Below are 21648 nucleotides of genomic sequence, written 5' to 3' on the forward strand. Positions count from 1 at the left end.
CACCAACGCGCTGACCCATCCCGACACTGTCACCACCGACGGCGACGGGATCGAGGGCGCGGCCGATCCGCTGGCCGGCGAGAGCTTCGCGGTCCGCGTGACCGACAGCGACGGCGACAGCACGGCGACAGACGGCATCCAGGCGGGCGAGACCATCGCGGTCACCGTGCTCGACGATGCGCCCGCCGCCAGCGACGACGGCACGTACAACGTGGCCGAGGACACGGCGCTGGTGATCAGCGATGCGCTGGACAACGACCTGTTCGGCGCGGACGGGGTGGATCTTGCGACCGGGGTCGTGGTGGCGAGCCAGGGCGCGAAGGGCAGCGTCGTCTACAACGGCGACGGCACGTTCACCTATACGCCGGATGCGGGCGCCGAAGGCAGCGACAGCTTCACCTACACGATCACCGACGGCGACGGGGACCCGAGCACGGCGACCGTGACCGTGACGATCGCGCCCGACAGCACGCCGACCCTGAGCGTCATCGACCTCACCGTGGACGAGCAGGGCCTGCCTGCGGGCACGGGCGAGCTGGCTGACGGGGACGCGGGCAACGACAGCGATACCAGCGAGAGCGCGAGCGGCAGCTTCACCATTGCGACCGGGAACGACGACATCGAGACGGTCGAGATCTTCGATGCCGTCAACAACAGCTGGGTCGATGTGACGAACGGCGGCACGGTGACCGGCGCGAACGGCACGCTGGTGGTGACCGGTTCGCCGGGCACGGGCTACAGCTATACCTATACGCTGACGAACGCGCTGACCCATCCCGACACTGTCACCACCGACGGCGACGGGATCGAGGGCGCGGCCGACCCGCTGGCCGGCGAGAGCTTCGCGGTCCGCGTGACCGACAGCGACGGCGACAGCACCGCGACAGACGGCATCCAGGCGGGCGAGACCATCGCGGTCACCGTACTCGACGATGCGCCGCTGCCGTTCGATCCCGCAACGCTGGTGATCGACAACCAGGCCGGCGAGAGCGGCAGCGCCGCGCTCGATAGCGACGGCAATATCGACAACAATGTCGGGGCCGACCAGCCGGGGACGGTGCAGTTCAATGCAGCGATCGAAGGCAACAGCGGCCTGACTTCGGGCGGAGCAACTGTTTACTACCACGTTTCCGCCGACGGGCAGACGCTGCTGGCGACGACGTCGACCACCGACCCGTTCCTCAATCCGGCCGACACCAGCGCGTGGGTATTCTCGATCGAGGTCAACCAGGATGGCGACATCGCAGCGGCCAACGACCAGTTCACGGTCACGACCTATGCGACGGTCGATTCGGTCGGCGAGGTCGATTTCACCTCCAGCGCCTACGATTTCGTGGGCGGCAACACCCACTGGGTCGGTTATGTGCCGGCGGGCGAGGAAAACAATCCGATCCCGAACCTGAGCCAGGACGCGCTCGTCACGCCGACGGCCATCGGGGACACGGCCAACGGCAATGCGAACGAGATCGGTTCCGGCGGCGCGAACGGCGGCAGCCTCGCGGTCGGCCAGAACCAGGGACTGCGGTTCGATTTCGTGCAGGACCTGACCGGCGCGCCGTCGAGCGGCGGAGGCGGTTACACGCGGCCCGCAACTCACATGTTCGAAGATCACTACACCGTCCCGTTCGCAACCCTGCAGTACGGCATCGGCGGCAATGCCAACAACACGACCACCGTGCTGATGACGGCATCGACCGATAACGACAGCGATGGCGACCGGGTCGGCGTGGGCAACACGGTCGAGACGATCAGCCAGGTCGTGATCACCTACGGATCGACCACCAACACGACTGCCGACGATGCGGTCTACACGATCGATATCACCGGGCCGGGCACGTACTCGGTGGTCTACAACAACACGACCTATACGCTGACGGCGATTTCGACCGGCGGCGGCCTTGCGATCCAGTATAACGGGGTGAAGAACGGCACGCAGATCGGGGTCTATACCGACGGCGCCTACACGACCTTGCAGACCGAATACGTCGCCGGGTCCGAATTCACCATCACGGGGCTGGGCGCGGCGGTCATCACCAACGAGCCGGTCGATATCACGGTGCCGATCGAGCTGGTCGATGCCGATGGCGACACGGTCGCCAGCGAGCTCGACATCACTTTCGATGCGATCAACCAGGGCGGCATGAGCATGTCGGCGGCGACGCGGCAGGCGGCGACCAACGACAATGACGAGACGTTCCAGCTGGGCGGTCTCGACAGCTTCAAGCCGACCGGCAACGGCCAGCAGCGCGGCGAAAGCGGCGCGATGGCGGCGGCGCTCGGCATCATGGCGATGGACGCCGGCATGGGCGGGATGAAGGGCTTCGCTGCCGATGCCAACACGCAGGTCGCTGCGGCGGATTTCGCGAGCGCAAAGCTAGCGATGGCGAGCATTGCCGACGTAGAAAGCGTGGCCATAGGCCAATTGCCGGACGGCGGTGTCGCTGGCGATCCGATTGCGGCACCTGCGAAGCTGGCGATCGACCCGGGCTTCGAATTCGAGGCCGCCGCTCTCGACACGGTTTCCGACATCGCCGCAGCTGACGAGGTTTCGGCGCTGGAAGCGGCGATGGCGCCGTCCGGTTTCGAAAGCGCGATCCCGCTCGGCGATGCCGGCGGGGCGGAAGCCGCGATGATGGAAGCGCTGCTGCTCGCACAGGTGCCCAACGAACTGTTTGCGGAAGCGACGGTGGGAGCCGACGAAGCGCTGGCCGAGATCGGTGCCGATATCGAAGCGGCGACCGTGGTGGACGACGCGCTCGATGCGCTCGTCGGCCCGGCCGATGCGCCCGCGATTGCCGAAACATCGCCGGCGGTCGACCTTCTCGCGGCCATCGCGCCGCAGGGCGAAGGCTTCGCGAATTTCGAAATGCCCGATCCGCTCGACGATGCAGCCGCGGCTGCGGACTCGGCGGTCGCGTAAGAAACAAAAAGGGGGAAAGACATGAGGTCAAAGACTTTCCACGCGCTGTTGCTGGGAGGGGCCGCGATGACGCTGCCCGGACTGGCAGCGGCCCAGACGATGGGTGACGACTTGCTCGCGCTCGACGGCGATCAACTGCGCGATGCGTTGGAGATGCGCTACGACGCGGGGCTTGCCGCCTCGGAAAACCCGGCGATCGTGGGGGCAGACGATCCGCGGTACCTGTGGGCGCTGGAGACCAAGGTCCAGTGCGGCATCGCCATCGGCTATACCAAGAGCGGGACGAAGGATGCGCCGAGCATCCGCAAGTGCGCGCTCGCCTACGAGATGATGCAGCGCGTGCCGCGCGTCGTCATCGATGACGAAGTGGAAGAGGAGGTCGTCGTCGAGCGGCCCGAGTGCGAGAACAGCGCGACCTCTTCGATCTATTTCGAATGGGACAGCGCCGTGGTGCCGGCATCGGCTGCGGCGAACCTGCGCGGCCTCGTCTCGCAGGCGCAGGCCTGTGGCTGGACCCGCTTCAGCGTGGTCGGCCACACCGACACCTCCGGCTCCGACGCCTATAACGACGCGCTGTCGCTCGACCGCGCCAATGCAGTGGCAGGGGACATGGCCGAGCTGGGCATCGGCATGGACCGGATGGCGGTTTCGGCACGCGGCGAGAACGACTTGCAGAAGTCGACCGCGGACGGTGTTCGCGAACCCGATAACCGCCGCGTCGTCGTGACGGCGCAGTAACCGAGGGAGACAGACGATGACACTTCGCAAGACATTCGCCCTCGGCGCTTCGCTGTTGATTATGGCGGCCCTGCCGCAGGCCGCCACAGCGCAGGAGGCGGTCGTTCCGGTCGCCCCGGCAGAGGCCGCCCCGATCACGCTCAAGGATGCGATCGAAGTCGCCATGGCGACCAATCCGGAAATCATCCAGGCGCAGATGAACACGGAGGCGATCCAGTTCGAACGGGAACAGGCGCAAGGCCGATTTGCCCCGACGGTGGACCTCGAGGTGACCGGCGGCGTGCGCCGGCTCGAGAACCAGACCCGCCGGGCGCTGGGCATTGCCGACGACTGGCTGGAGCCGGTCGAGATCCAGCTGCGCGGTGACTGGGCGCTGATCGACGGCGGGCAGCGCCGTGCGGGCGTGCTGTACCAGGCTGCGCGCGTCGATGGTGCCTCGCTGCGGGTGACCGAGCGGTCGCAATTCGTGGCGCTCCAGGTTTCGCGCCAGTATTTCGACATCCTGCTGCAGGAGCGGATCGTCGCTGCGGCGCAGGACAACGCGGCCTTCCACCGCTCGCTGGTCGGCGACCTGGCCACTGGCGTTGCGCAGGGATCGATCAGCATCGCCGACCAGCAGCAGGCCGAAGAGCGCCTGCAGGCGGCGCTGGTGCGCGAGGCGCAAGCCGTCGAAGCGCTTGAAAATGCGCGCATTTCGCTGCGCCGGCTGACCGGGCTCGATATCGACCAAGTCGTCTTGCCGCCGAACCTCGCTGCGTCCATGCCGACGGGGCTTGCCGATGCGGTGGCGCGGGCGCGCAAGGACAACCCGTTGGTGCGTGAAAGCCTGGCGGATGTCGATGCGGCCAATGCCGCGGTGGACGAGGCCGAGGGCGAATTGTCGCCGACCATCGGGGTCGAGGTCGTCGGCCGTTATGGCGAGGATATCGATGGGTTCCGTGGCGATACGGAAGATTTCCGCGCGCAGGGCTATGTCCGCTGGCGGCTGTTCGATGGCGGCATCCGCCGGGCGCGGGTGCAGGAGATGGTGCGCCGTGCCAGCCAGACCCGCTACGAACTGCACGACCGGGTCCGCATCGCGGAAGAGGATGTGCGCGTCGCGTGGAATGCGATGACGACGCAGCGCCAAATCGTCGACGTGCTGACCCGGCAAAGCCAGGTGAGCGACGATCTGCTGCTGTCCTATCGCAGCCAGTTCAACATCGGGCGGCGATCGCTGCTCGACGTGCTGGATGCGCAAAACACGCGCTTCAACACGCAGGTCCGGCTCGAAACCGCGCGCTTCTCGCAAGATTTCGCGCAGTACCAGGTGCTGGCGGCGACCAACCTGCTGCTTTCGGCGATGGGCGTGCAGCCCGGCGTCGGGGCGGGCATGGAGGAGCGCGAGCGCTTCGACTACGGTCCGCCGGTACCGGCCGAGCTCCAGCGCCGCAGATACGCGGACTGAGACACGCATGAACGCGGTGGTCGACATCGATCTGGACGGTACGGATCGCACGGGCAGCGGGCAGGGGCAAACCCCCGACCCGCTGCTCGCCGCGATTGCCGCTGTCGCGCGCCATTTCGACGTCGCCCTGCCGCGCGACCGCTTTTCCACCCTCGCCCGCAATGGCGAGGGCAAGGTGCCGTTCCACCAGGTGGACCTTGCGCTCGATCTCGCCGGGCTGAAGCAGGACGATCCCGGCGGCCGCGGCCTGCCGCGTTCGGACGAAGCCTATCCCGCCGTCGTCCAGCTCGACGACGGCGAGATCGTGGCGATCCTGGAACGCGCTAAAGACGAGCTGCTGGTTGCCCGCGCCGGCGATGCGGAGCCGGTCTGGACGCCGCGGGTCGATATCGCCGCGCGATATGCCGGCGGGATCCGCACCGTGTGGGCGGACCCCGATGTCATGCGCGACAGCGAGGCTCCTTGGCATGCCAAGGGGCGGCAGCACTGGTTCTGGAGCGAGCTGCGGCGCGAGCGCAAGGCGTACCGCCCGGTGCTGGTCGCCTCGTTCATCATCAACCTGCTCGCGCTGTCGCTGCCGCTGTTTTCGATGAACGTCTATGACCGGGTGATCCCCAACAAGGCGGTGGCATCCCTGTGGGTGCTCGCGGTCGGCGTGCTGCTAGCCTTTGCGCTCGAATATGCGCTGCGCCTGGCGCGGGCCAACGTGATCGACCAGATCGGGCGCAAGCTCGACCTGCGCCTCTCGCAGAAGATCTACGCGCGGCTGCTTTCCACGCCCCTGACGGCCAAGCAGGGCCACACCGGCGCGCTGGCCGCACGGGTGGCGGAATACGCCGTCGTGCGCGATTTCTTCGCCTCGACCAGCATCGTGCTGATGGTCGACCTCGCCTTCCTGGTGGTATTCGTCGCCGCCATCGCGTGGATCGCAGGCTGGCTGGCGCTCGTGCCTGTCGTGGCGATCATCCTGATGGCGATTGCCGGCTTCATCCTGCAGCGCAAGACGGTGGAGGCCGCGCGCGACGCGCAGGCCGACGCCGGGTTGCAACAGACGATGCTGGTGGAATCGATCGCCGGCATGGAAACGGTCAAGGCGATGGGCGCGGAAGGCGGCATGATCGGCCGCTGGCATGCGCTTGCCGAAATCGGCTCCCGCTCACAGGAGCGGCTGCGCAAGATCGCCACGGCCGCCACTAGCCTCACCACCAGCTTCCAGCAAATCTCCACGATCTCCCTGGTCATCGGCGGTTATTACCTGTTCGACGCGGGCGTTATCACGATGGGCGCTATCATCGCCATCGTCATGCTGGCCTCGCGTTCGCTCGCGCCGGCGGGCCAGATCGCCTTCCTGCTCACCCGCGGCCGCCAGGCGAAGGAAACGCTCGCCAGCATCGAGCGATTGTTCGAAGCGGAAGACGAGCGGCGCGGCGGCGCATCGTCCAGCGACATCGCCATATCGCAGCCGACGGTGCGGGCCGAAGGGCTCGATTTCGCCTATCCCGGGGCTTCCGCCTCGGCGCTCAAGGGCATCGACGTCACCATCCGCCCCGGCGAGCGCGTGGCGCTGATCGGCCGGGTGGCGAGCGGCAAGTCGACGCTCGGCCGCGTGCTGTGCGGCCTCTACGAGCCCACGGACGGCGCATTACTGGTGGACGGGGTCGATAGCCGCCAGTTCCGCCCGCAGGCCCTGCGCGAAGCATTCCGCTTCGTCGGCCAGGACGCGGCGCTGTTCACCGGATCGATCAAGGACAACCTCACGCTGGGCCGGCGCGGCACGCCGGACGAACGGCTGCAGGAAGTGCTGCGCGCCACCGGGGCGGACACGTTCCTCGCCCGCGACGCCGGCGGGATCGACCGGCAGGTGGGCGAACAGGGCCACCAGCTTTCCGGCGGCCAGCGCAGCTTCGTCGCCCTGTCGCGCGGGCTGGTCGGCGATGCGCAGCTCCTCTTCCTGGACGAGCCGACCGGGGCGATGGATTCGGTGACCGAGAAGCTGTTCGTGGAGCGGCTGAAGGCGACGCTGGGCGCGCGGCAGTCGCTGGTCGTGGCGACCCACCGCCCGGCGCTGTTCGACCTGTGCGACCGGATAATCGTCCTCGACCAGGGGCGGATCGTGGCAGACGGGCCCAAGGCGGAAATCCTCGCCCGCTCGCAACCGGCGCGGGAGGCGGGGGCATGACCGCTGCCGCGATCAGGGACCGTGCGGGCCTCCTCGCGCACCGGGCGCCGATCATCCTCGCCCTGCTGGTGGCGCTCGTCATGCTGACCGGGCCCGGCCTGGGCGGTGACGGCAACGTCTTCGAAATCCAGCAGGCTCGCGCCGAACAGCGCGAGGCACTGGAAATGCGGCAGGTGGCAAGGCTGACGACCGGGGAGGAGGCCGAGCTGATCGTCACCGGCGATAGCGCGCAGGCGCGCAACGCGGCGATCCCTTTCGCTAGGGGCGCAATCGCCGGGGCCAATCCCTTCCATGCCATTGCCGCGGGCGGCAGCGGCTATGGCACCGCGCTCACCTGCCTGACCGAAGCGGTCTATTACGAAGCGGCGACGGAGCCGATGAAGGGCCGCCGCGCCGTGGCGCAGGTTGTGCTCAACCGCGTGCGGCACCCGGCCTATCCCAACTCGGTCTGCGGCGTCGTGTACCAAGGCAGCGAGCGGCGGACCGGCTGCCAGTTCTCCTTCACCTGCGACGGCTCGCTTGCACGGCGGCCCTCGGCGGTGCTGTGGAGGCAGGCGCGCGACGTGGCCGAAGCGGCGCTGGCAGGCGCGGTCGAGGTTTCGGTCGGCAGCGCCACGCATTACCACGCCGATTACGTCCTGCCGCGCTGGGCGTTCACGCTCGCCAAAGTCCACCAGGAAGGCCGCCACATCTTCTACCGCTTCCCCGGCCGCGCGGGCACTGTCGCAGCCCTGTCGGCACGATGGAACGGGCTGGAGCGCAAGCCCGCCTTCAATCCTGAACGCTTTGCGGCCGAGGCGGTGGAGGACATCGCCGCGATCGAGGAACTGGCCGAGGCCGAGCCGCTGCTCGCCCCCGATCCGACCGATCGCCGTGCACCCACCGATGTCGGCGGCCGGCTCGACACCCGCACCGAATGGCGCATGACGATCCCCGATCCGACCACTGCCAGCGCCGGCTATCGCGCCGCGCAGCAGCGGCAGGAAGAGGCCGCGGCCATGGCCGCCAACGAAACGGACGGGCCCCTGTGATATCGCGCTGGCGTGACTGGGATGCGAGCCGGAAGCTGATCTTCGTATCGGTGGTCGGCATCGCCGTGCTGCTGGTCTGGGCGGCTTTTGCGCAGATCGACATGGTGACGCGCGGCAACGGGCGGGTCATCCCGTCGAGCAAGGCGCAGCTCGTCCAGTCGGCGGACCCGGCCGTGGTGTCCGACATCCTCGTGCGCAGCGGCCAGACGGTCGAGGCGGGCGAATTGCTCGTCCGGCTGGACGACAGCGAAGCCGCCTCTGCCGTTGGGCAATTGCGGACCGAGAACGAGCGGCTGGCCGCCCGGGCCGGCAGGCTGGGCGCGGAGGCCGGCGGCGGCGGGCTCGACTGTTCGGCAGGCACCGTATGCGCGGAAGAGCGCCAGCTGGCCGCCACCCGCATCAGCGCCGCGCGCAGCCGCCAGAGCGCGCTCGCTGCGCAGATCGAACAGCGCCGCCGCGACCTCAGCGAAGGGCAGGCCACGGTCGGTGCGCTCGAAAGCAGCCTCAAGCTTGCCCGCGACGAGGTGAACATGCTCGCCCCGCTGGCCGAACAGGGCATCGTCCCGCGCACCGAACTGCTCAGCGCCCAGCGCGAAGTCGTCGATATCCAGGGCCGCCTGTCCGCCGCGCGCCAGGGCCTGGGCCGCGCGCGCGCCGCGATCAGCGAGGCGCAGGCGGAATTGAGCTCTGCGCGGCAGGAATTCCGCCAGTCCGCGCTGGAGGAACGCAGCGAAGTGCGCACCCGCATGGCCGTGAACGACGAATCGATCCGCGGCGCCGAAGCGCGGCAGCAGCGCAACGAACTGCGCGCGCCCGTCGCCGGGATCGTCAACGATGTGCAGGTCACCACCGTCGGCGGCTTCGTCGGCCCGGGCGATACGCTGATGCAGATCATCCCGCGCGGGGAGAAGCTTATCGTGGAGGCACGGATCGACCCGTCGAAGATCGCCTTCATCAAGGTCGGCGACCCGGCGAACGTGAAAATCTCGGCCTACGATTTCGCGACCTATGGCGGCTTGCCGGGCCGGGTGCTCGAAGTCTCTGCCGACAGCATCTACGACGAGGTCGAGCGCAAGGCCTTCTACGTCGTGCTGGTGGAAACCGACCGCGCCTATTTCGAGCGCGGCGGGCGGCAATATCCGATCGTGCCGGGCATGATGGGCGATGTGGAGATCATCACCGGGCGCCGATCGATCCTGTCCTACATCTTCAATCCGGTCGTCACCGCGATGGACCGCGCGCTGACCGAGAACTGACCGCGGCTCAGTAGCCGTGCAGCCACGAACCGGCGGCGCTCAGGCTGACGATCGGGCGGTAATCCCAGTCCTGCGACCCGTCGAGGACCGCGTCGGTCGCATTGTCGAGCATGCGGTAGCCATCGCCGATGCGGACCATCAGCACCGCGTGGTCGCGGCCGCGGATCCGGTCGCGGGCGATGGTGAGCACCATGTCCTCGCGCGCGAAGCCGAGGCCTTGCAGCATCTGCATCTTGAGGATCGCGAAATCTTCGCAGTCGCCCTGGCGCAGCGCCATGGTCAGCGGCGCATCGGCCCAGTAGTCGGCCTTGCCGAATCCGTCCACGTCCTCGACATAGCGGATGTTGGCATTCACCCAGGCGTTGACCCGGCCCAGCGTCTCTTCCGCGTCGCCGGTGGTTTCGACCAGTCCGCGCACGGTCGATCCGGCAATGCCGCGACGCGTGGCTGCGGCCCACTTGGCGTCGAACGGCGTCTGGCCGATGCGGATGCGGCGGCTGGCGAGGAGCAGCGGCTCGGCTCCGGTCGGGGCCGGTGAGGCCGTGTCCGGGAGCGCGACTTCTGTCGGCATTGTGACGATGTCGCGCATGGGCGCGGAATGCGACCGGCCGGCAGTGGCATAGCGGCGCAGCGAAGCGACCACGCCTGCGTCGGCAAGCGCGGCGACAGGGCAGGCGGCGCCCTCCGCATTCCCTTCCAGCGAGGCGACGTCAGCGGCTCCAGCGGCGGGAACCACCGGGCTCGGCGTAATCACCGTTTCGGCGGCGGCCTGCTGCTGGCGAATACGCTCCAGCGCGCTCATCGGCTGGTCGAGGATCGCCGCGGCCTTGGTCTGGCGCGGCGCGGGTGCGGCAACGGCGCTGACGACCGGTCGGCTCGCGGCGCGATTGCACGCACCGACGAATTCGGCGGCAAGGACGCTGTGGCCCAGGGCCAGCGTGCCGGACGCCGCGGCGGCCTGCGGTATGGCGAGCAGCGACAGGCCCGCTCCGAGCAGCGCAATGCGCGAAAGGTTCTTCGTCGACATGGGGGCGCTATGGCCCGCGGCCCCATTCGACGCGGTTGGCAAACTAGGTTAACGGTGGCGCAAGGAAATTGCGCCCGGCGATGTCGCGAACCACCAAACTTGCCAGCCCCCCGGGGCCGTATGCTATTCGGCATCCAAGGGGCCGCGATATCGTCAGCTATGCCAGGGGGCAGGGCAGCCGTAGCCATGGACAAGCCGAGTTTCGACACGCGCTTCTTCGCGCTTCCCGAAGAATTCTCCTGCTGCATTACCAGCGTCTACCGGGTCGAAATCCGCTTGCCCGGCGGCCGGGAATTCAGCGACGCGCTGCAGCCGGAACTGGCCAACATCCGGATCATGCGCGGTAGCCTTCCGGTCAGCCGGATCGGCGATGGCCCCGTGCTGGCAGGCGCGGATTGCTACGTCAGCGGGCCGACCAGCCACCCGGCGCATTTCACCATGGGTTCGGCCCGCCTGTGGGGCATCGGCATCAAGCCCTGCGGCTGGGCGCGCATGGCGCGCGCTCCGGCGGACGATGCCGCCAACAGGCTGTTCGACGGCCGCGAGCAGCGCATCTTCCCCGGCCTCGGTGCGCTGACCGACGCCATGCTCGACGCGCCGCCCGACGACGAGCGCGAATTCGGCCTTATCGCGGAATGGCTGGCCTCGCTCGCCAGCGATCCGCCCGATCTGCGCACGGTGAAGGCGGTGCAGCAAGCCCTGCTCGACCCGGCGATCAAGACGGTCGAGCAGCTGGCCGACGCCAGCGCCACTCACGTGCGTTCGCTGGAGCGTGTGTGCCGCAAGCATTTCGGTTTCCCGCCCAAGCTGCTGCTGCGGCGGCAGCGGCTGATGCGGGTGCTGGCGGATTACCTCGTCAAGGGCGCAACCTGCTGGACCGAGGTCATGGACCCGCAATATACCGACCACGCCCAGTTCACGCGCGAATTCCAGCATTTCATGGGCGTTTCGCCGAGTGAATACGCGCGTTTCGACCTGCCGCTGATGCGCGCCTTCGTGCGCCAGCGCCTGGCCGATTTCGGATCGCCGGTGCAGGTGCTCGACAAGTCCTGAGCGCGGTCAGTCCAGCGGGGTGAAATCGAGCCCGATATCGGCGGCCGGCGCGCTCTGCGTCAGGCGCCCGACGGAGACGTAATCGACCCCGGTCGCGGCCTTGGCAGCGATCGTGTCGAGGTTGATGCCGCCGCTCGCCTCGGTCGGCACGCGGCCGGAAACCAGCGCCACTGCTTCGCGCAAGGTCGCGGGATCCATGTTGTCGAGCAGCAGGCGGGTGGCCCCGGCTTCCAGCGCCGGTTCGATCTGGTCGATCCGGTCGACTTCGCAGATGATGTCGCTCACCCCGGCATCGCGCGCGCGGCGCACCGCTTCGCCCACGCTGCCGGCGACGAGGATGTGGTTGTCCTTGATCATCGCCGCATCCCACAATCCCATGCGGTGGTTGCTCGCCCCGCCCATCCGCACGGCGTATTTCTCGAGCACGCGCAGGCCCGGTATCGTCTTGCGGGTGTCGAGCAGGGTGCAATCGGGATTGGCCATCGCATCGACATACTCTCGCACCATCGTCGCAATGCCGGAGAGGTGCTGCACCGTATTGAGCGCGCTGCGCTCTGCCGTCAGCATGGCGCGGGCGTTGCCTTCGAGCCGCATCAGGTCGGTGCCGCCCGCGACTTGCGCCCCTTCCTCGACCAGGATGTCGATTTGCATGTCGGGGTCGAGCTGGCGGAAGAATGCCTCCGCCACCGGCAGGCCGGCCACGGTGATCGGATCGCGGCTGTCCATCACGCCGGAAAACCGCGCGCCTGCGGGAATGACGCTTTCGGCCGTTACATCCTTCCCGCCGCCTTCGGCCCAGTCGCCAAGGTCCTCGGCCAGCGTGTCGGCAACGAAGGCGTCGAGATCGAAGCCGGGGAGCGCGAAACCCATCAGTGCACGAACCGCGCGACCACGTCGCGGTAGCTGCGGCTGACTTTCACTTCGCTGCCGCTGTCGAGCACAAGGAAGCATTCGCCGTTGGTGTGCGGCTTCACCTGCCGGACGAGGTCGAGATTGACGATGGTCGAGCGATGGACACGCTGGAAGGTCTTGGGATCGAGCCTGCGTTCCAGGTCCTTCATCGTCTCGCGCAGGACCAGCGAATTGTCGCCGGTGGAGATGATCATGTAATCGCCCGCTGCCTCGATATGTTCGATGGTGGCGACATCGACTCGGAAGATCTGCCCGCGGTCCTTCACGTTGATCAGCTTCTCGTAACGGCTGCCGGTGTCCTCTTCTTCGGCCACGGCTTCGGCCGCGTCGGGGGCCACTTCGGCGAGCACTTCGCGCAGCTTGTCGGCATCCTCCGCCGATTTCTTTTCGGCGATGCGCTGGCGAACGCGCTCGATCGTATCGGCCAGCTTGTCCTCGTCCACCGGCTTCATCAGGTAGTTGACGGCGTTGGCTTCGAAGGCGCGGATCGCATGCTCCTCGAACGCGGTGACGAAGACGAATAGCGGCGGCTCGATCTCCATCACGCCCTTCACCACCGAGAACCCGTCGAAGCCCGGCATCTGGATGTCGAGGAAGACGAGGTCGGGCTTTTCGGTCTTGATCGCGCGGATCGCCTCGCGCCCGTTCGCGCAAGTGGCGATGATCTCGATATCCTCGAACGGTTCAAGCCGCAGTTGCAGGCCCTGGATCGCGAGCTTTTCGTCGTCGACGAGGATGGTGCGGATGGTCATGTGGCTTGTCCAAGTTGGGGCGGGGTGAGGGGGCGTTCCGCCGGGGATGACGGGGCGGCGATGGCCGGCTTGGTGGCGCGGCCTGCCTGGCCGGCGGCCTTGTCGGCCTCTTCGGCGATTTCGTACGGCAATTCCAGCGTCACGGTGAATCCGCCGCCCGGCGGGGAAACGATGTCGAAGCGCTGCTCTTCGCCATAGGCCTGCTGCAGGCGGTCGCGGATATTGGCCAGGCCGACGCCGGTGGAGCGGTCGTCCTCGCCCGTGCTGCCGGGCAGGCTGGCGGGGTCACGGCCCGGATCGATGCCCGGACCGGTATCGATAACCGAAATCTGCAGCCGGTTGCCCAGCTGGCGGGCGCGAACCTTGATCTCCGCGCCTTCTTCCTGCGGGGAGACGGCGTATTTGATCGCGTTTTCGACCAGCGGCTGGAGCAGCAGGGACGGCAGGCAGGCCTTTTCCACTTCGGGCGCGATATCGAATTCCGTCCGCAGCCGTTCGGCAAAGCGCATCCGTTCGATGCCAAGGTAGAGCTTCAGCGTCTCGATTTCCTCCGCCAGCGTTACCGTGCCGCTGGGCTTGTTCACCAGCGTGTGGCGCAGGAAGGATGACAACTTGGTCACCATCGCGTTGGCGGGTGCGGTTTCCTTGAGCAGGATCAGCGTGGAAATGGAATTGAGCGTGTTGAACAGGAAATGCGGGTTCAGCTGGTATCGCAGCATGGCCAGTTGCGCGCTGGTGGCCTGCAGCTCGAGCCGGGCGAGCTGGTCGGCCTGCTCCTCGATCTGCAGGAAGAAATTGATCGCGTAATACAGTGCCGACCACGCGCCGAGCAGCGTGAGCGGGAAAATGTAGTAGCCGATGAACAGCTGTAGGAACGCGGTCTCCGTTTCCGTGCGGTACAGGCCGATCACCCACGCCATCACGAAAGCGAACAGGCTGACCGCCAGCAGCAGCACGGCCCCCGATGCGACCCAGGTGACGATCGGCTTCTGGTCGAGGAGCGTCTTGAACACCACCGCCAGGATCAGGCTGATGGAAAAGCCGGTGATCGCCTCGATCAGCAGGACGACGAAAAACTCGTAATCCTGTCCGCCGGCCAGCGCGCCGCCCGTGCGCAGCAGGAGCGCGCCCGTCCAGCCCACGAACTGCAGGTTCCAGAACGCACGGCTCTTGTCCCTGAAGAACGGCGTGGGGCGGAAAGGCAGGGCAACCATGATTACGCGCACCCTAGCGCATCGCGGACGGCTTCGTCACATGGGTTTTTGTGCCCCGTTGGCGACCGGGCGCAGCTCTGATAGGTTTCGTCGTCATCTTGAGTGTCCGGGAGAGCACAGCATGAACGTCGACAACGATACGCTTCACGGCGCGGCAGAGCGGGCGAAATTCACCGCCATGACCGAAGGCACGCAGGAAGACTGGCAGCTGATCGCGCGCGAGTTCGGCCAGCATGCGCGCCATACGCCGGAACGGGTGCTGGCGCATCTGCGGTTGCTGGAAGGGGACCACGGCGGCTTTCCCGTCTGCCGGCTGGAACATTCGCTCCAGACCGCGACCCGCGCCCACCGCGACGGGCGGGACGAGGCCTACGTCGTCATGGCGCTGCTGCACGACATCGGCGACACGCTGGGCGCCTACAACCACCCGGACATCGCCGCCGCGATCCTAAAGCCCTTCGTGTCGGAGGAGCTGCACTGGATCTGCCAGAACCACGGCATGTTCCAGGGCTATTACTACTTCCATTACCTGGGCATGGACCGCGACCAGCGCGAGCAGTTCCGCGACCACCCCCATTTCGATGCCTGCGCGGAATTCTGCGAAAAATACGACCAGGCCAGCTTCGACCCGGACTACGACAGCCTGCCGCTCGAATTCTTCGAGCCGATGGTGGAGCGGGTGATGACGAAGCCGCTATCGGGCCCGGTCAAGGACGCGCTGGAGGAACACGCGCCGGCCTGAAGCGCGCTTAGCCCGTTTGCTCGGCAATGGCTTCGGCGAGCTCGCGCTCGCCGACCGCGCCGGCCAGCACCGCATCGCCGACGATCCACGCGGGCGTTCCGTCGAAACCCAGTACGCGGCCGAGCTGCTGGTTCTGGGCCAGTTCCTGGTCGTACTTGCCCGCAGCAATCGCCTTGTTGGCGGCCTCTATGTCCAGACCGGCCGCATTGGCCGCCGCTTCCACGCCTGCCTCGTCAGGCGACCCGCCGGCGAACATGGCGTGATGGAAAGCTTCGAACTTGCCCTGTTCGGCAGCCGCGAGCGCCATGCGCGCGGCATGGACGCTGCCTTCGGACAGGATCGGGAATTCGCGGATCACGACTTTCAGTTCCGGGTCCTTGGCCACCAGCGCTTCGACGTCCTTGGCGCTCTGGCGGCAATAGCCGCAGGCATAGTCGCTGAATTCGACGAGGACCTTGCTGCCGTTTGGATTGCCGAGCACCGCGCCGCGGTAGGGCGTCATGACGGCTTCACGCACCGGATCGAGCCGCGCGGCCATTTCCTTCTGCTGCAGGGCCTGCATCGCCTCGGGCAGGATTTCCGGATTGGCGAGCAGGTACGCCTCGAAATCCTTGTCCGCCGGTCCGCCAAGCGTCGTGGCCGCCCAGCCGCCGCCGAAGCCGGCCACTGCGCCGATTGCCGCCACCGCGGCCAGTTTTGGCCAGATGTTGTTCCTGTCCGTCATAGATTGCCCCGTTTCAGCGCCGATCCCGCGCACGTTTTAGCGCGTCGCGCGCCTGGTATTCGATGTCCTGCGCCCTGATCCAGTCGGGCGTGCCGGTGTCCAGCCCCGCCTGTGCGGCCTGCGCGCTGGTGAGCGCCTCCGGCCATTGCTGGCGCATCGCCTGCTGTTCCGCACTCGCCAGTCGCGCGCGAGGAATATCGCCCTGAGCCGCATAGATCTGGCCGAGCTGGTACCACGCGAAGGGATTGAGACGGTCCCGCGCGACGGAAGCTTTCAGCACGCGCTCCGCCTCGGCAAAATGCTCCGCATCCTCCGTCGCAATCAGCGCGTGGCCGAACATCGAGGCGATCAGCGGCTGCGCGCCGGTCAGTTCGGTCGCCCGGCGGAGTGGCGCCAGCGCAGCATCCGGCTGGCCGGTTTCCAGAAGCACCTGGCCCTTCAGTTCGAGGAAGAAGGGATCGTCGGGCTCCGCCGCCAGCAACGCGTCGACTTCCCGCAGCGAATCCGGCGTGCGCGCATCCTTGTGATAGGCGTAGGCGCGGGCATAGCGGGCGGGCACGCTGCCATCGCTGTCGGGATAGGCGCGGAACGTGTCCTGCGGCTTGGCGAGGAAGCCGTAAAGCTTCGCCTTCGCTCGCACGAAGCGCGCCTGCAACGCGGGATCGGTCGGCACGTCCCACGCCGGATCGGCCCGGTAATCCGCCTCCAGCCGCGAGATCCGGTCGCCGGAGAGCGGGTGCGTGCGGTAGAATTCGGCCTCGTCCGACTGGTTGCGGTAATAGCGGAATTCCTGGTTCAGCAGTCGCCCGAAGAATTTAAGCGAACCGCGGCCCGAAATGCCGGCCTTGCTGAGATATTCCACCCCGGCCGCGTCGGCGGAGCTTTCCTGCACGCGGCTGAACGAGAGGTAATTGCCCATCGCGGCCTGCTGGCCTGCGGCGATGATGCCCATGCCCGCTTCGCCCGCACCGGCCGCCGCGGCAGCGAGGCCGAGCAGGAGGGAGAGGATGGTGATGTTGCCCGCCGTGCTCGCGCCCTCGGAATGGCGCAGCACATGGCCGCCGGTGATATGGCCCAGCTCGTGCGCGATCACGCCCTGCACTTCGCCCGCATCCTCGGCCGCGTTGAGCAGGCCGGAATGGATGTAGATCCGCTGCCCGCCAGCGACGAAGGCGTTGATCGACGGGTCGTTGATGAGGACGATGTCGACGTCTTCCAGCCCGGCCGCTTCGGCAAGCGGGGCGGCCATGTCTTCGAGCAGTGCCTCGGTTTCGGCATCGCGCAGCACGCTTTGCGCCGCGGCCGGCTGGACGACGAGCGAGAAGACCGCGAAAACCGCGAGAATCCGGGTGATGGGGCGCATCATGCTGGCGCAGCTGTAGCCCATCCGGGGCTGAACCGGAACTGAAGTGTCGCTGCGGGCTATTCGGTCCCGTCCCGCTCGCCCGCCGCGTCCGACGCCGGGCGGGCGTCGGGCATCGCGGGCTGGGCGAAAATCCCGTCGAGGAAGCTGTATACGCTCGTCTTCACGCGGTCGTCGCGGTCGAACGGGCGACCGAGCGCCATGAGGATGCCGGCGTGGCCCATGCCGTCGAAGCTGATTGCCTGCGCGGTCCCGCCGGCTTTCGTTATCGCGGCGGCAAGTTCGCTCGAATGGCGCGGGTCGACGGTTTCGTCGTCGCCGCCGGTGGCGAGCAACATCGGCGGGGCATCGCCGCGCACATAGGTGAAGCTGTCGACCTCTTCCGGCCGCGACCAGCCGCCGAACGCGGCGCGGGTGGAATCGCTGGTGAAGGGGAAGATGTCGTACGGCCCGGCGAGGCCGACCACAGCGTCGACCGCATTGTCGGGTAGACCCTCGTCGCCCAGCCAGCGCCGGTCGAGCCCGACCTGCACCACGTTATAGGCGCCGGCGGAATGGCCCATCAGGGCGATCTTTTCCGGGTCGCCGCCATATTGCGCTACGTTGCGATAGGTCCACGCGACGGCGGCAGCGGTATCTTCCAGCATCGCGGGATATTCGCCGCCGGGCACCAGCCGGTAGCCGGCGACGATTGTGACATAGCCTTGCGCTGCGAGATTGCGCCCGATGAACGCGTAATCGGCCGGGTCGCCCGCGTTCCAGCCGCCGCCATGGATCCAGACCACCACCGGGCGCAGGCCGTCCGCTTCGCCGGAAGGTTTCCAGACATAGAGGCGCTGGCGGTCCGCCTCGCCCAACCTGACAGGGCCGGCAGCAAGCGCCGCGTCGCCGGAGGTGAAGATGCCGTCGATCCGGTCGAGCGTTGAGACGGACTGGTTCGCCACGGCCCAGCGCCAGATGCCGAACAGGATCGCGGCGATCAACGCTAGCACCACCAGAGCCCAGATCATCGCGCGCCTGCCTTTCGAACGAGTCTTCCCCGACGTCTTGCCACCCTGCGCTGCCCCCGTTGCCATCACTGTGCCTCTTCGACCGTGTCCACGATATCCTTTGCGTCCTTATCACCGACCAGCCCGGTTGCGCGCAGGAATTGCTTGCCCGCATCGTAGCTGGGGCCGAGCCACATGGGGATACCCAGCGCCTCGATGCTCGCCTTGGCGGCCACTTCTTCTGGCGACAGCGGGTCGGCGGCGGCCTTGCGGATGAAGATTGCCGCGATCCGGCCGCGCATCGCCTCGGCCACCTCGCCGAATGCGGTCACGTCGCCCTGGGTGTCGTCGCCAACCAGCGCAAACCGCATGTCGGGATAGAAACCGACGATCTGCTTGATGGCATCGACCTTGTGGCCGCCGTGGCTGGAGGAGCCGAAGGTCTCGCGGTTGAGGCCCCAGTCGCGCAGCACCATCGGACCCAGCGGCAGGCCCTTCGCCTTCTTGAACGCGACGAGATAGGAAAACAGGTTCCACGGGCTGGAGCTGACGAAGAAGAACGGTCGCTGCGTCGCCGGCAGGCTTTCGCCCAGGTGGCTCGCTTCTTCCGGGTCGAACCGCGCCCCGCCCAGCGCACCGTAGAACGTATCGGCGTGCGGCACGGCGATCCGCTCTTCGGGATGCTGCGCGAGCAGGCGGCGCCAGTTGCGCAGCAGCGCGCGCGGGCTGCCGGTGATGCCGGTCTCGATGATCGTATCGTCGACATCGGAAATCACCCCAAGATGTGTTTCTGCGCCCGGTGCGAGGACATGGGCGGGCACGCATTGCTCGCCTTCGTCGTTTTTCCAGTGAAGCTCGACCACTTCCCAGCGCGGGCGATCGGGCAGGGGCCATTCGCCCGGCAGGCCGATGTCGAACACGACATAGCCTTCCTTGTCGGTAACGGCGCGGTGGCTGACGACTTCCCCGTCCGGGGATTTGAGGTCCATCCGGACGTCGAGGGCTTTCACCTCGTGCGAAGCGTAATGCGACATCAGCGTGCGGATGGCCTGCCAGCGGCCGCCGGAGTTGTGCTCGTTCCTGCGCGAACGCAGCGCGCGGGCGCGCAGCATCAGGCGCGTTTCGCTGCGATAGCCGAAGAAAGGGTGGATCTGCGCGGGCGCGGTCGGGAAAATGGGCATCGGGGGCAGCCCTAGCGGGCCATGCCGCCGGAACCCACCCCCGATTTCACCCGGTCAGCGATCGAGCAGGCTGCGCGCCGCCTTGGTAACTAGCTTGGCGTCGTGCGGCACTTCGCCGATCACGGCGATCGTCCCGTCGTCGAGCCGGCGGATGGCGACCAGCGCGAATTCTTGGCCGTCGGACGCAATCTCGCTGAAATGCTGGACCGGCAGGGCGCGCAGTTGCTTTGCCAGCGCCTTGCTGATTTCGTTCTTCGGCGCGGCGGGCTTGCCGTCTTTCTCGCGCTTCCAGGCCCGTTCTTCCGCGACCACGCCCTTGAGGCCGCCGTCGGCCCTGGCGAGATAGTCCGCCAGTTCGCCGCGGCCGACGCCGACGCGCTCGGCGTGGGTAAGCACGGTGGCGTATTCGGTGATGCGGGTCTTGTCGTAATCGGCACCGAAAACCAGCTTCACGACCGGAGTCATCGGCGCGCGGTCCTGCATGGTGAGGCCATAGTCCTCGACCAGTTCGGCGAAATCCTCGGGCGCCTGCCTGGCGGCAAGCGCAAAGTCGTGCGCGCGGCCGACCGCTTCGTAGAGCGCGGCGCGCGAGCGATCCTCGCGGACGCTGGCAGCCTCGGCCTGTTCGCGGGCCACGGCGAGCCAGTCGCCCAGCTCCATGTCTTCGGGGCGCGGCGCTTCGATGAGGGGGCCTTCGAAGGCAGGCTCTGGCTCTGGCTCATTCTCAGGCGTAGTGTCGGCTGCCGGCGCCGCTTCCCGCGTGGCAGCAGGTTCGAAGGACGCTTCGAGGTCTTCGAGGACCGCGTCATCGGCGAAATCCTCTTCCTCGGCATGGATGTCCTGCTCTACGGCGGATTCGTCAATGGCTTCTTCATCGTCCGCACCGCCGCCAAGCAGCGCACCGAGCGAACCGAAGGCCGCGTCGTCGGCGCCCTCGTCCTCCAGCAGTTCCTCGTCGTCGTCCGACAGGCCGTAGGCGGCAAGGTCGAATTCGCCGTCCGAAATCGGTTCGTCGGCCAGTGTCGGATCGGACTGGACCACGCCCAGTTCGGTCGCGGTCTTCTTGGTCCGCGGGGAGCCGAGGCCGGAGAGATGTTCGGTCAGCGAGGCGAAGGAGCCGGTGTCGACGGGCTCTTCGGGCTCGCCATATTCGTCGCTCGGCTCTTCGTCCTCGTCGTCATATTCCAGCACGAAATCGCTGTCGGGCGCGTAATCGAGTTCGTCTTCGTCGCTCTCCGCGCCCTGATCCATGGTGTCGAAGTCGTCTTCGCCTGCATCGCCATAGGCAGGCAGCGGAAGGCCCATGTCGTCGACCGTCTCCGTAGCGCCGGGCACCGCAACATCGCCCGCCGTCAGTTCGAGCGGTTCGTCGCTTGATTCGACGGGCGAGGCCGGGCCGTCGGCCCAGTCGGTCATTTCTGCGGCATGGCCGGGCACCGGCTCGGCAGTACCGGCAGTCTCGTCGAGCGCCTGGTCGATCTGCAGCAGCAGCTCGTCGGCCGTTTCCGGGTCGGCGAGTTCCTTCCAGTTGATGACGCCGTAGATGAAGTCAATCGTGTCGTCGTCGCTGGAAAACGGCAGCAGGATCCCGCGATAGAGGATCGTCTGGCTGCGCTGGTTGACGAATTCCGCCTCGAAACCGATCGGCGCCTGATTCGCCAGGATCTGCATGTAGTGGTCGGTGATCCGGCTCAGCAGCGACCGGGCCGGGATATCGTCCAGCTTGGCCATGTTCGACGTATCGGCGTCGCATTCCTCGGCCAGCTTGGCGCCGAGATAGGAAATTCCGGGATTCTCGATCCCGGTCGAGAAATCGAGCAGCACCGAATAGGGCCCGAAATCGGGCAAGGCGTCGGGATCGAGGTCCTCGATCGAGGGGAAGTTGCGATCTTCCAGCAGGCCGGCCCAATGATTGTAGGCGCGCACCTGCATGCGGCGCTCGTCCGTGCCGATCGCTGCGGGCGGATCCTCGCGCCCGGTCTCGTCCTCGTGGATATCGGGCTCCACGCCGCCATCCAGCGGATCGGCGTCGTTTCCAAAATTGCCCCTAAGCGTATCCATGGCGTCGTGCCCCCAGTTCGGTCATTCGCTGGGGTTGTGCCGGACCATGGTAAACAAGC

At 67.2% G+C, this 21648-nt stretch carries 17 protein-coding genes; 8 read left to right on the plus strand and 9 right to left on the minus strand.

Going from position 1 to position 21648, the window contains the following annotated elements; all coding sequences use genetic code 11:
- From VCJ71_RS10075 to VCJ71_RS10100, 6 genes are all read left to right on the plus strand, one after another.
- A partial coding sequence (locus VCJ71_RS10075) for a cadherin-like domain-containing protein (protein WP_324640932.1) occupies positions 1–2920 on the plus strand: 2920 nt, incomplete at its 5' end.
- Between the two features lie 21 nt (positions 2921–2941).
- Entirely contained in the window at positions 2942–3658 is a 717-nt protein-coding gene (locus VCJ71_RS10080) for an OmpA family protein (protein WP_324640933.1), read from the plus strand.
- A gap of 16 nt (positions 3659–3674) precedes the next feature.
- Positions 3675–5105, plus strand: coding sequence for a TolC family protein (locus VCJ71_RS10085; protein WP_324640934.1), 1431 nt, complete (start codon positions 3675–3677; stop codon positions 5103–5105).
- 7 nt (positions 5106–5112) lie between these two features.
- Complete coding sequence (locus VCJ71_RS10090) at positions 5113–7284, plus strand: type I secretion system permease/ATPase (protein WP_324640936.1); 2172 nt, start codon at positions 5113–5115, stop codon at positions 7282–7284.
- Positions 7281–8315 (plus strand): cell wall hydrolase, encoded by a 1035-nt coding sequence (locus VCJ71_RS10095; RefSeq protein WP_324640937.1) that lies wholly within the window; start codon positions 7281–7283, stop codon positions 8313–8315. Before VCJ71_RS10090 ends, VCJ71_RS10095 begins: the two co-directional genes overlap by 4 nt.
- Positions 8312–9571: an HlyD family type I secretion periplasmic adaptor subunit gene (locus VCJ71_RS10100; protein ID WP_324640939.1), complete on the plus strand. Its 1260-nt coding sequence runs from the start codon at positions 8312–8314 to the stop codon at positions 9569–9571. Before VCJ71_RS10095 ends, VCJ71_RS10100 begins: the two co-directional genes overlap by 4 nt.
- A gap of 7 nt (positions 9572–9578) precedes the next feature.
- Here VCJ71_RS10100 and VCJ71_RS10105 read toward each other — a convergent pair whose 3' ends face one another.
- Positions 9579–10598, minus strand: coding sequence for a transglutaminase-like cysteine peptidase (locus VCJ71_RS10105; protein ID WP_324640940.1), 1020 nt, complete (start codon positions 10596–10598; stop codon positions 9579–9581).
- Positions 10599–10784: 186 nt separating this feature from the next.
- Here VCJ71_RS10105 and VCJ71_RS10110 point away from each other — a divergent pair, with 186 nt between their 5' ends.
- On the plus strand, positions 10785–11651 hold the full coding sequence (locus tag VCJ71_RS10110; RefSeq protein ID WP_324640941.1) for a helix-turn-helix domain-containing protein: 867 nt from the start codon (positions 10785–10787) through the stop codon (positions 11649–11651).
- A 6-nt stretch (positions 11652–11657) separates the two neighbouring features.
- Here the strand turns inward: VCJ71_RS10110 and nadC are convergent, their stop codons facing one another.
- The 3 genes from nadC to VCJ71_RS10125 are packed head-to-tail and all read right to left on the minus strand — an operon-like array spanning position 11658 to position 14529.
- Complete coding sequence (nadC, locus tag VCJ71_RS10115; RefSeq protein ID WP_324640942.1) at positions 11658–12521, minus strand: carboxylating nicotinate-nucleotide diphosphorylase; 864 nt, start codon at positions 12519–12521, stop codon at positions 11658–11660.
- Positions 12521–13315, minus strand: a complete 795-nt coding sequence (locus tag VCJ71_RS10120; protein WP_324640943.1) for a LytR/AlgR family response regulator transcription factor — start codon at positions 13313–13315, stop codon at positions 12521–12523. Before VCJ71_RS10120 ends, nadC begins: the two co-directional genes overlap by 1 nt.
- Positions 13312–14529, minus strand: coding sequence for a sensor histidine kinase (locus tag VCJ71_RS10125; protein WP_324640945.1), 1218 nt, complete (start codon positions 14527–14529; stop codon positions 13312–13314). The genes VCJ71_RS10120 and VCJ71_RS10125 overlap by 4 nt, the downstream gene beginning before the upstream one ends.
- 121 nt (positions 14530–14650) lie before the next feature.
- On the opposite strand from VCJ71_RS10125, the gene VCJ71_RS10130 reads away from it, so the two are divergent.
- On the plus strand, positions 14651–15271 hold the full coding sequence (locus VCJ71_RS10130; RefSeq protein ID WP_324640947.1) for an HD domain-containing protein: 621 nt from the start codon (positions 14651–14653) through the stop codon (positions 15269–15271).
- 7 nt (positions 15272–15278) lie between these two features.
- Here the strand turns inward: VCJ71_RS10130 and VCJ71_RS10135 are convergent, their stop codons facing one another.
- From VCJ71_RS10135 to VCJ71_RS12800, 5 genes are all read right to left on the minus strand, one after another.
- The gene (locus VCJ71_RS10135; protein WP_324640948.1) at positions 15279–15995 is read right to left on the minus strand and encodes a DsbA family protein; all 717 of its coding nucleotides are present in this window, start codon (positions 15993–15995) and stop codon (positions 15279–15281) included.
- Positions 15996–16008: 13 nt separating this feature from the next.
- A complete protein-coding gene (locus tag VCJ71_RS10140) occupies positions 16009–17382 on the minus strand; it encodes a M48 family metalloprotease (protein ID WP_416379167.1) in 1374 nt (457 codons plus the stop codon).
- 35 nt (positions 17383–17417) lie between these two features.
- The gene (locus VCJ71_RS10145) at positions 17418–18368 is read right to left on the minus strand and encodes an alpha/beta hydrolase (RefSeq protein WP_324640950.1); all 951 of its coding nucleotides are present in this window, start codon (positions 18366–18368) and stop codon (positions 17418–17420) included.
- A gap of 65 nt (positions 18369–18433) precedes the next feature.
- Positions 18434–19528, minus strand: coding sequence for a phosphatase domain-containing protein (locus VCJ71_RS10150; protein WP_324640951.1), 1095 nt, complete (start codon positions 19526–19528; stop codon positions 18434–18436).
- 54 nt (positions 19529–19582) lie between these two features.
- A complete protein-coding gene (locus VCJ71_RS12800) occupies positions 19583–21589 on the minus strand; it encodes a hypothetical protein (RefSeq protein ID WP_416379168.1) in 2007 nt (668 codons plus the stop codon).
- Positions 21590–21648 lie beyond the last annotated feature (59 nt).

The sequence above is a fragment of the Pseudoblastomonas aquimaris genome (assembly GCF_035481675.1).
Taxonomy (GTDB): Bacteria; Pseudomonadota; Alphaproteobacteria; order Sphingomonadales; family Sphingomonadaceae; genus Alteriqipengyuania_B.

Excerpts from the sequence above, each read along its gene's own strand:
- VCJ71_RS10120 (WP_324640943.1), bottom strand. The coding sequence starts at position 13,315 with ATGACCATCCGCACCATCCTCGTCGACGACGAAAAGCTCGCGATCCAG.
- VCJ71_RS10095 (WP_324640937.1), top strand. The coding sequence starts at position 7,281 with ATGACCGCTGCCGCGATCAGGGACCGTGCGGGCCTCCTCGCGCACCGG.
- VCJ71_RS10130 (WP_324640947.1), top strand. The coding sequence starts at position 14,651 with ATGAACGTCGACAACGATACGCTTCACGGCGCGGCAGAGCGGGCGAAA.
- VCJ71_RS10145 (WP_324640950.1), bottom strand. The coding sequence starts at position 18,368 with ATGATCTGGGCTCTGGTGGTGCTAGCGTTGATCGCCGCGATCCTGTTC.
- VCJ71_RS10110 (WP_324640941.1), top strand. The coding sequence starts at position 10,785 with ATGGACAAGCCGAGTTTCGACACGCGCTTCTTCGCGCTTCCCGAAGAA.
- VCJ71_RS10150 (WP_324640951.1), bottom strand. The coding sequence starts at position 19,528 with ATGCCCATTTTCCCGACCGCGCCCGCGCAGATCCACCCTTTCTTCGGC.
- VCJ71_RS10105 (WP_324640940.1), bottom strand. The coding sequence starts at position 10,598 with ATGTCGACGAAGAACCTTTCGCGCATTGCGCTGCTCGGAGCGGGCCTG.
- VCJ71_RS10080 (WP_324640933.1), top strand. The coding sequence starts at position 2,942 with ATGAGGTCAAAGACTTTCCACGCGCTGTTGCTGGGAGGGGCCGCGATG.
- VCJ71_RS10090 (WP_324640936.1), top strand. The coding sequence starts at position 5,113 with ATGAACGCGGTGGTCGACATCGATCTGGACGGTACGGATCGCACGGGC.
- VCJ71_RS10135 (WP_324640948.1), bottom strand. The coding sequence starts at position 15,995 with ATGACGGACAGGAACAACATCTGGCCAAAACTGGCCGCGGTGGCGGCA.
- VCJ71_RS10140 (WP_416379167.1), bottom strand. The coding sequence starts at position 17,382 with ATGGGCTACAGCTGCGCCAGCATGATGCGCCCCATCACCCGGATTCTC.
- VCJ71_RS12800 (WP_416379168.1), bottom strand. The coding sequence starts at position 21,589 with ATGGATACGCTTAGGGGCAATTTTGGAAACGACGCCGATCCGCTGGAT.
- VCJ71_RS10125 (WP_324640945.1), bottom strand. The coding sequence starts at position 14,529 with ATGGTTGCCCTGCCTTTCCGCCCCACGCCGTTCTTCAGGGACAAGAGC.
- nadC (WP_324640942.1), bottom strand. The coding sequence starts at position 12,521 with ATGGGTTTCGCGCTCCCCGGCTTCGATCTCGACGCCTTCGTTGCCGAC.
- VCJ71_RS10085 (WP_324640934.1), top strand. The coding sequence starts at position 3,675 with ATGACACTTCGCAAGACATTCGCCCTCGGCGCTTCGCTGTTGATTATG.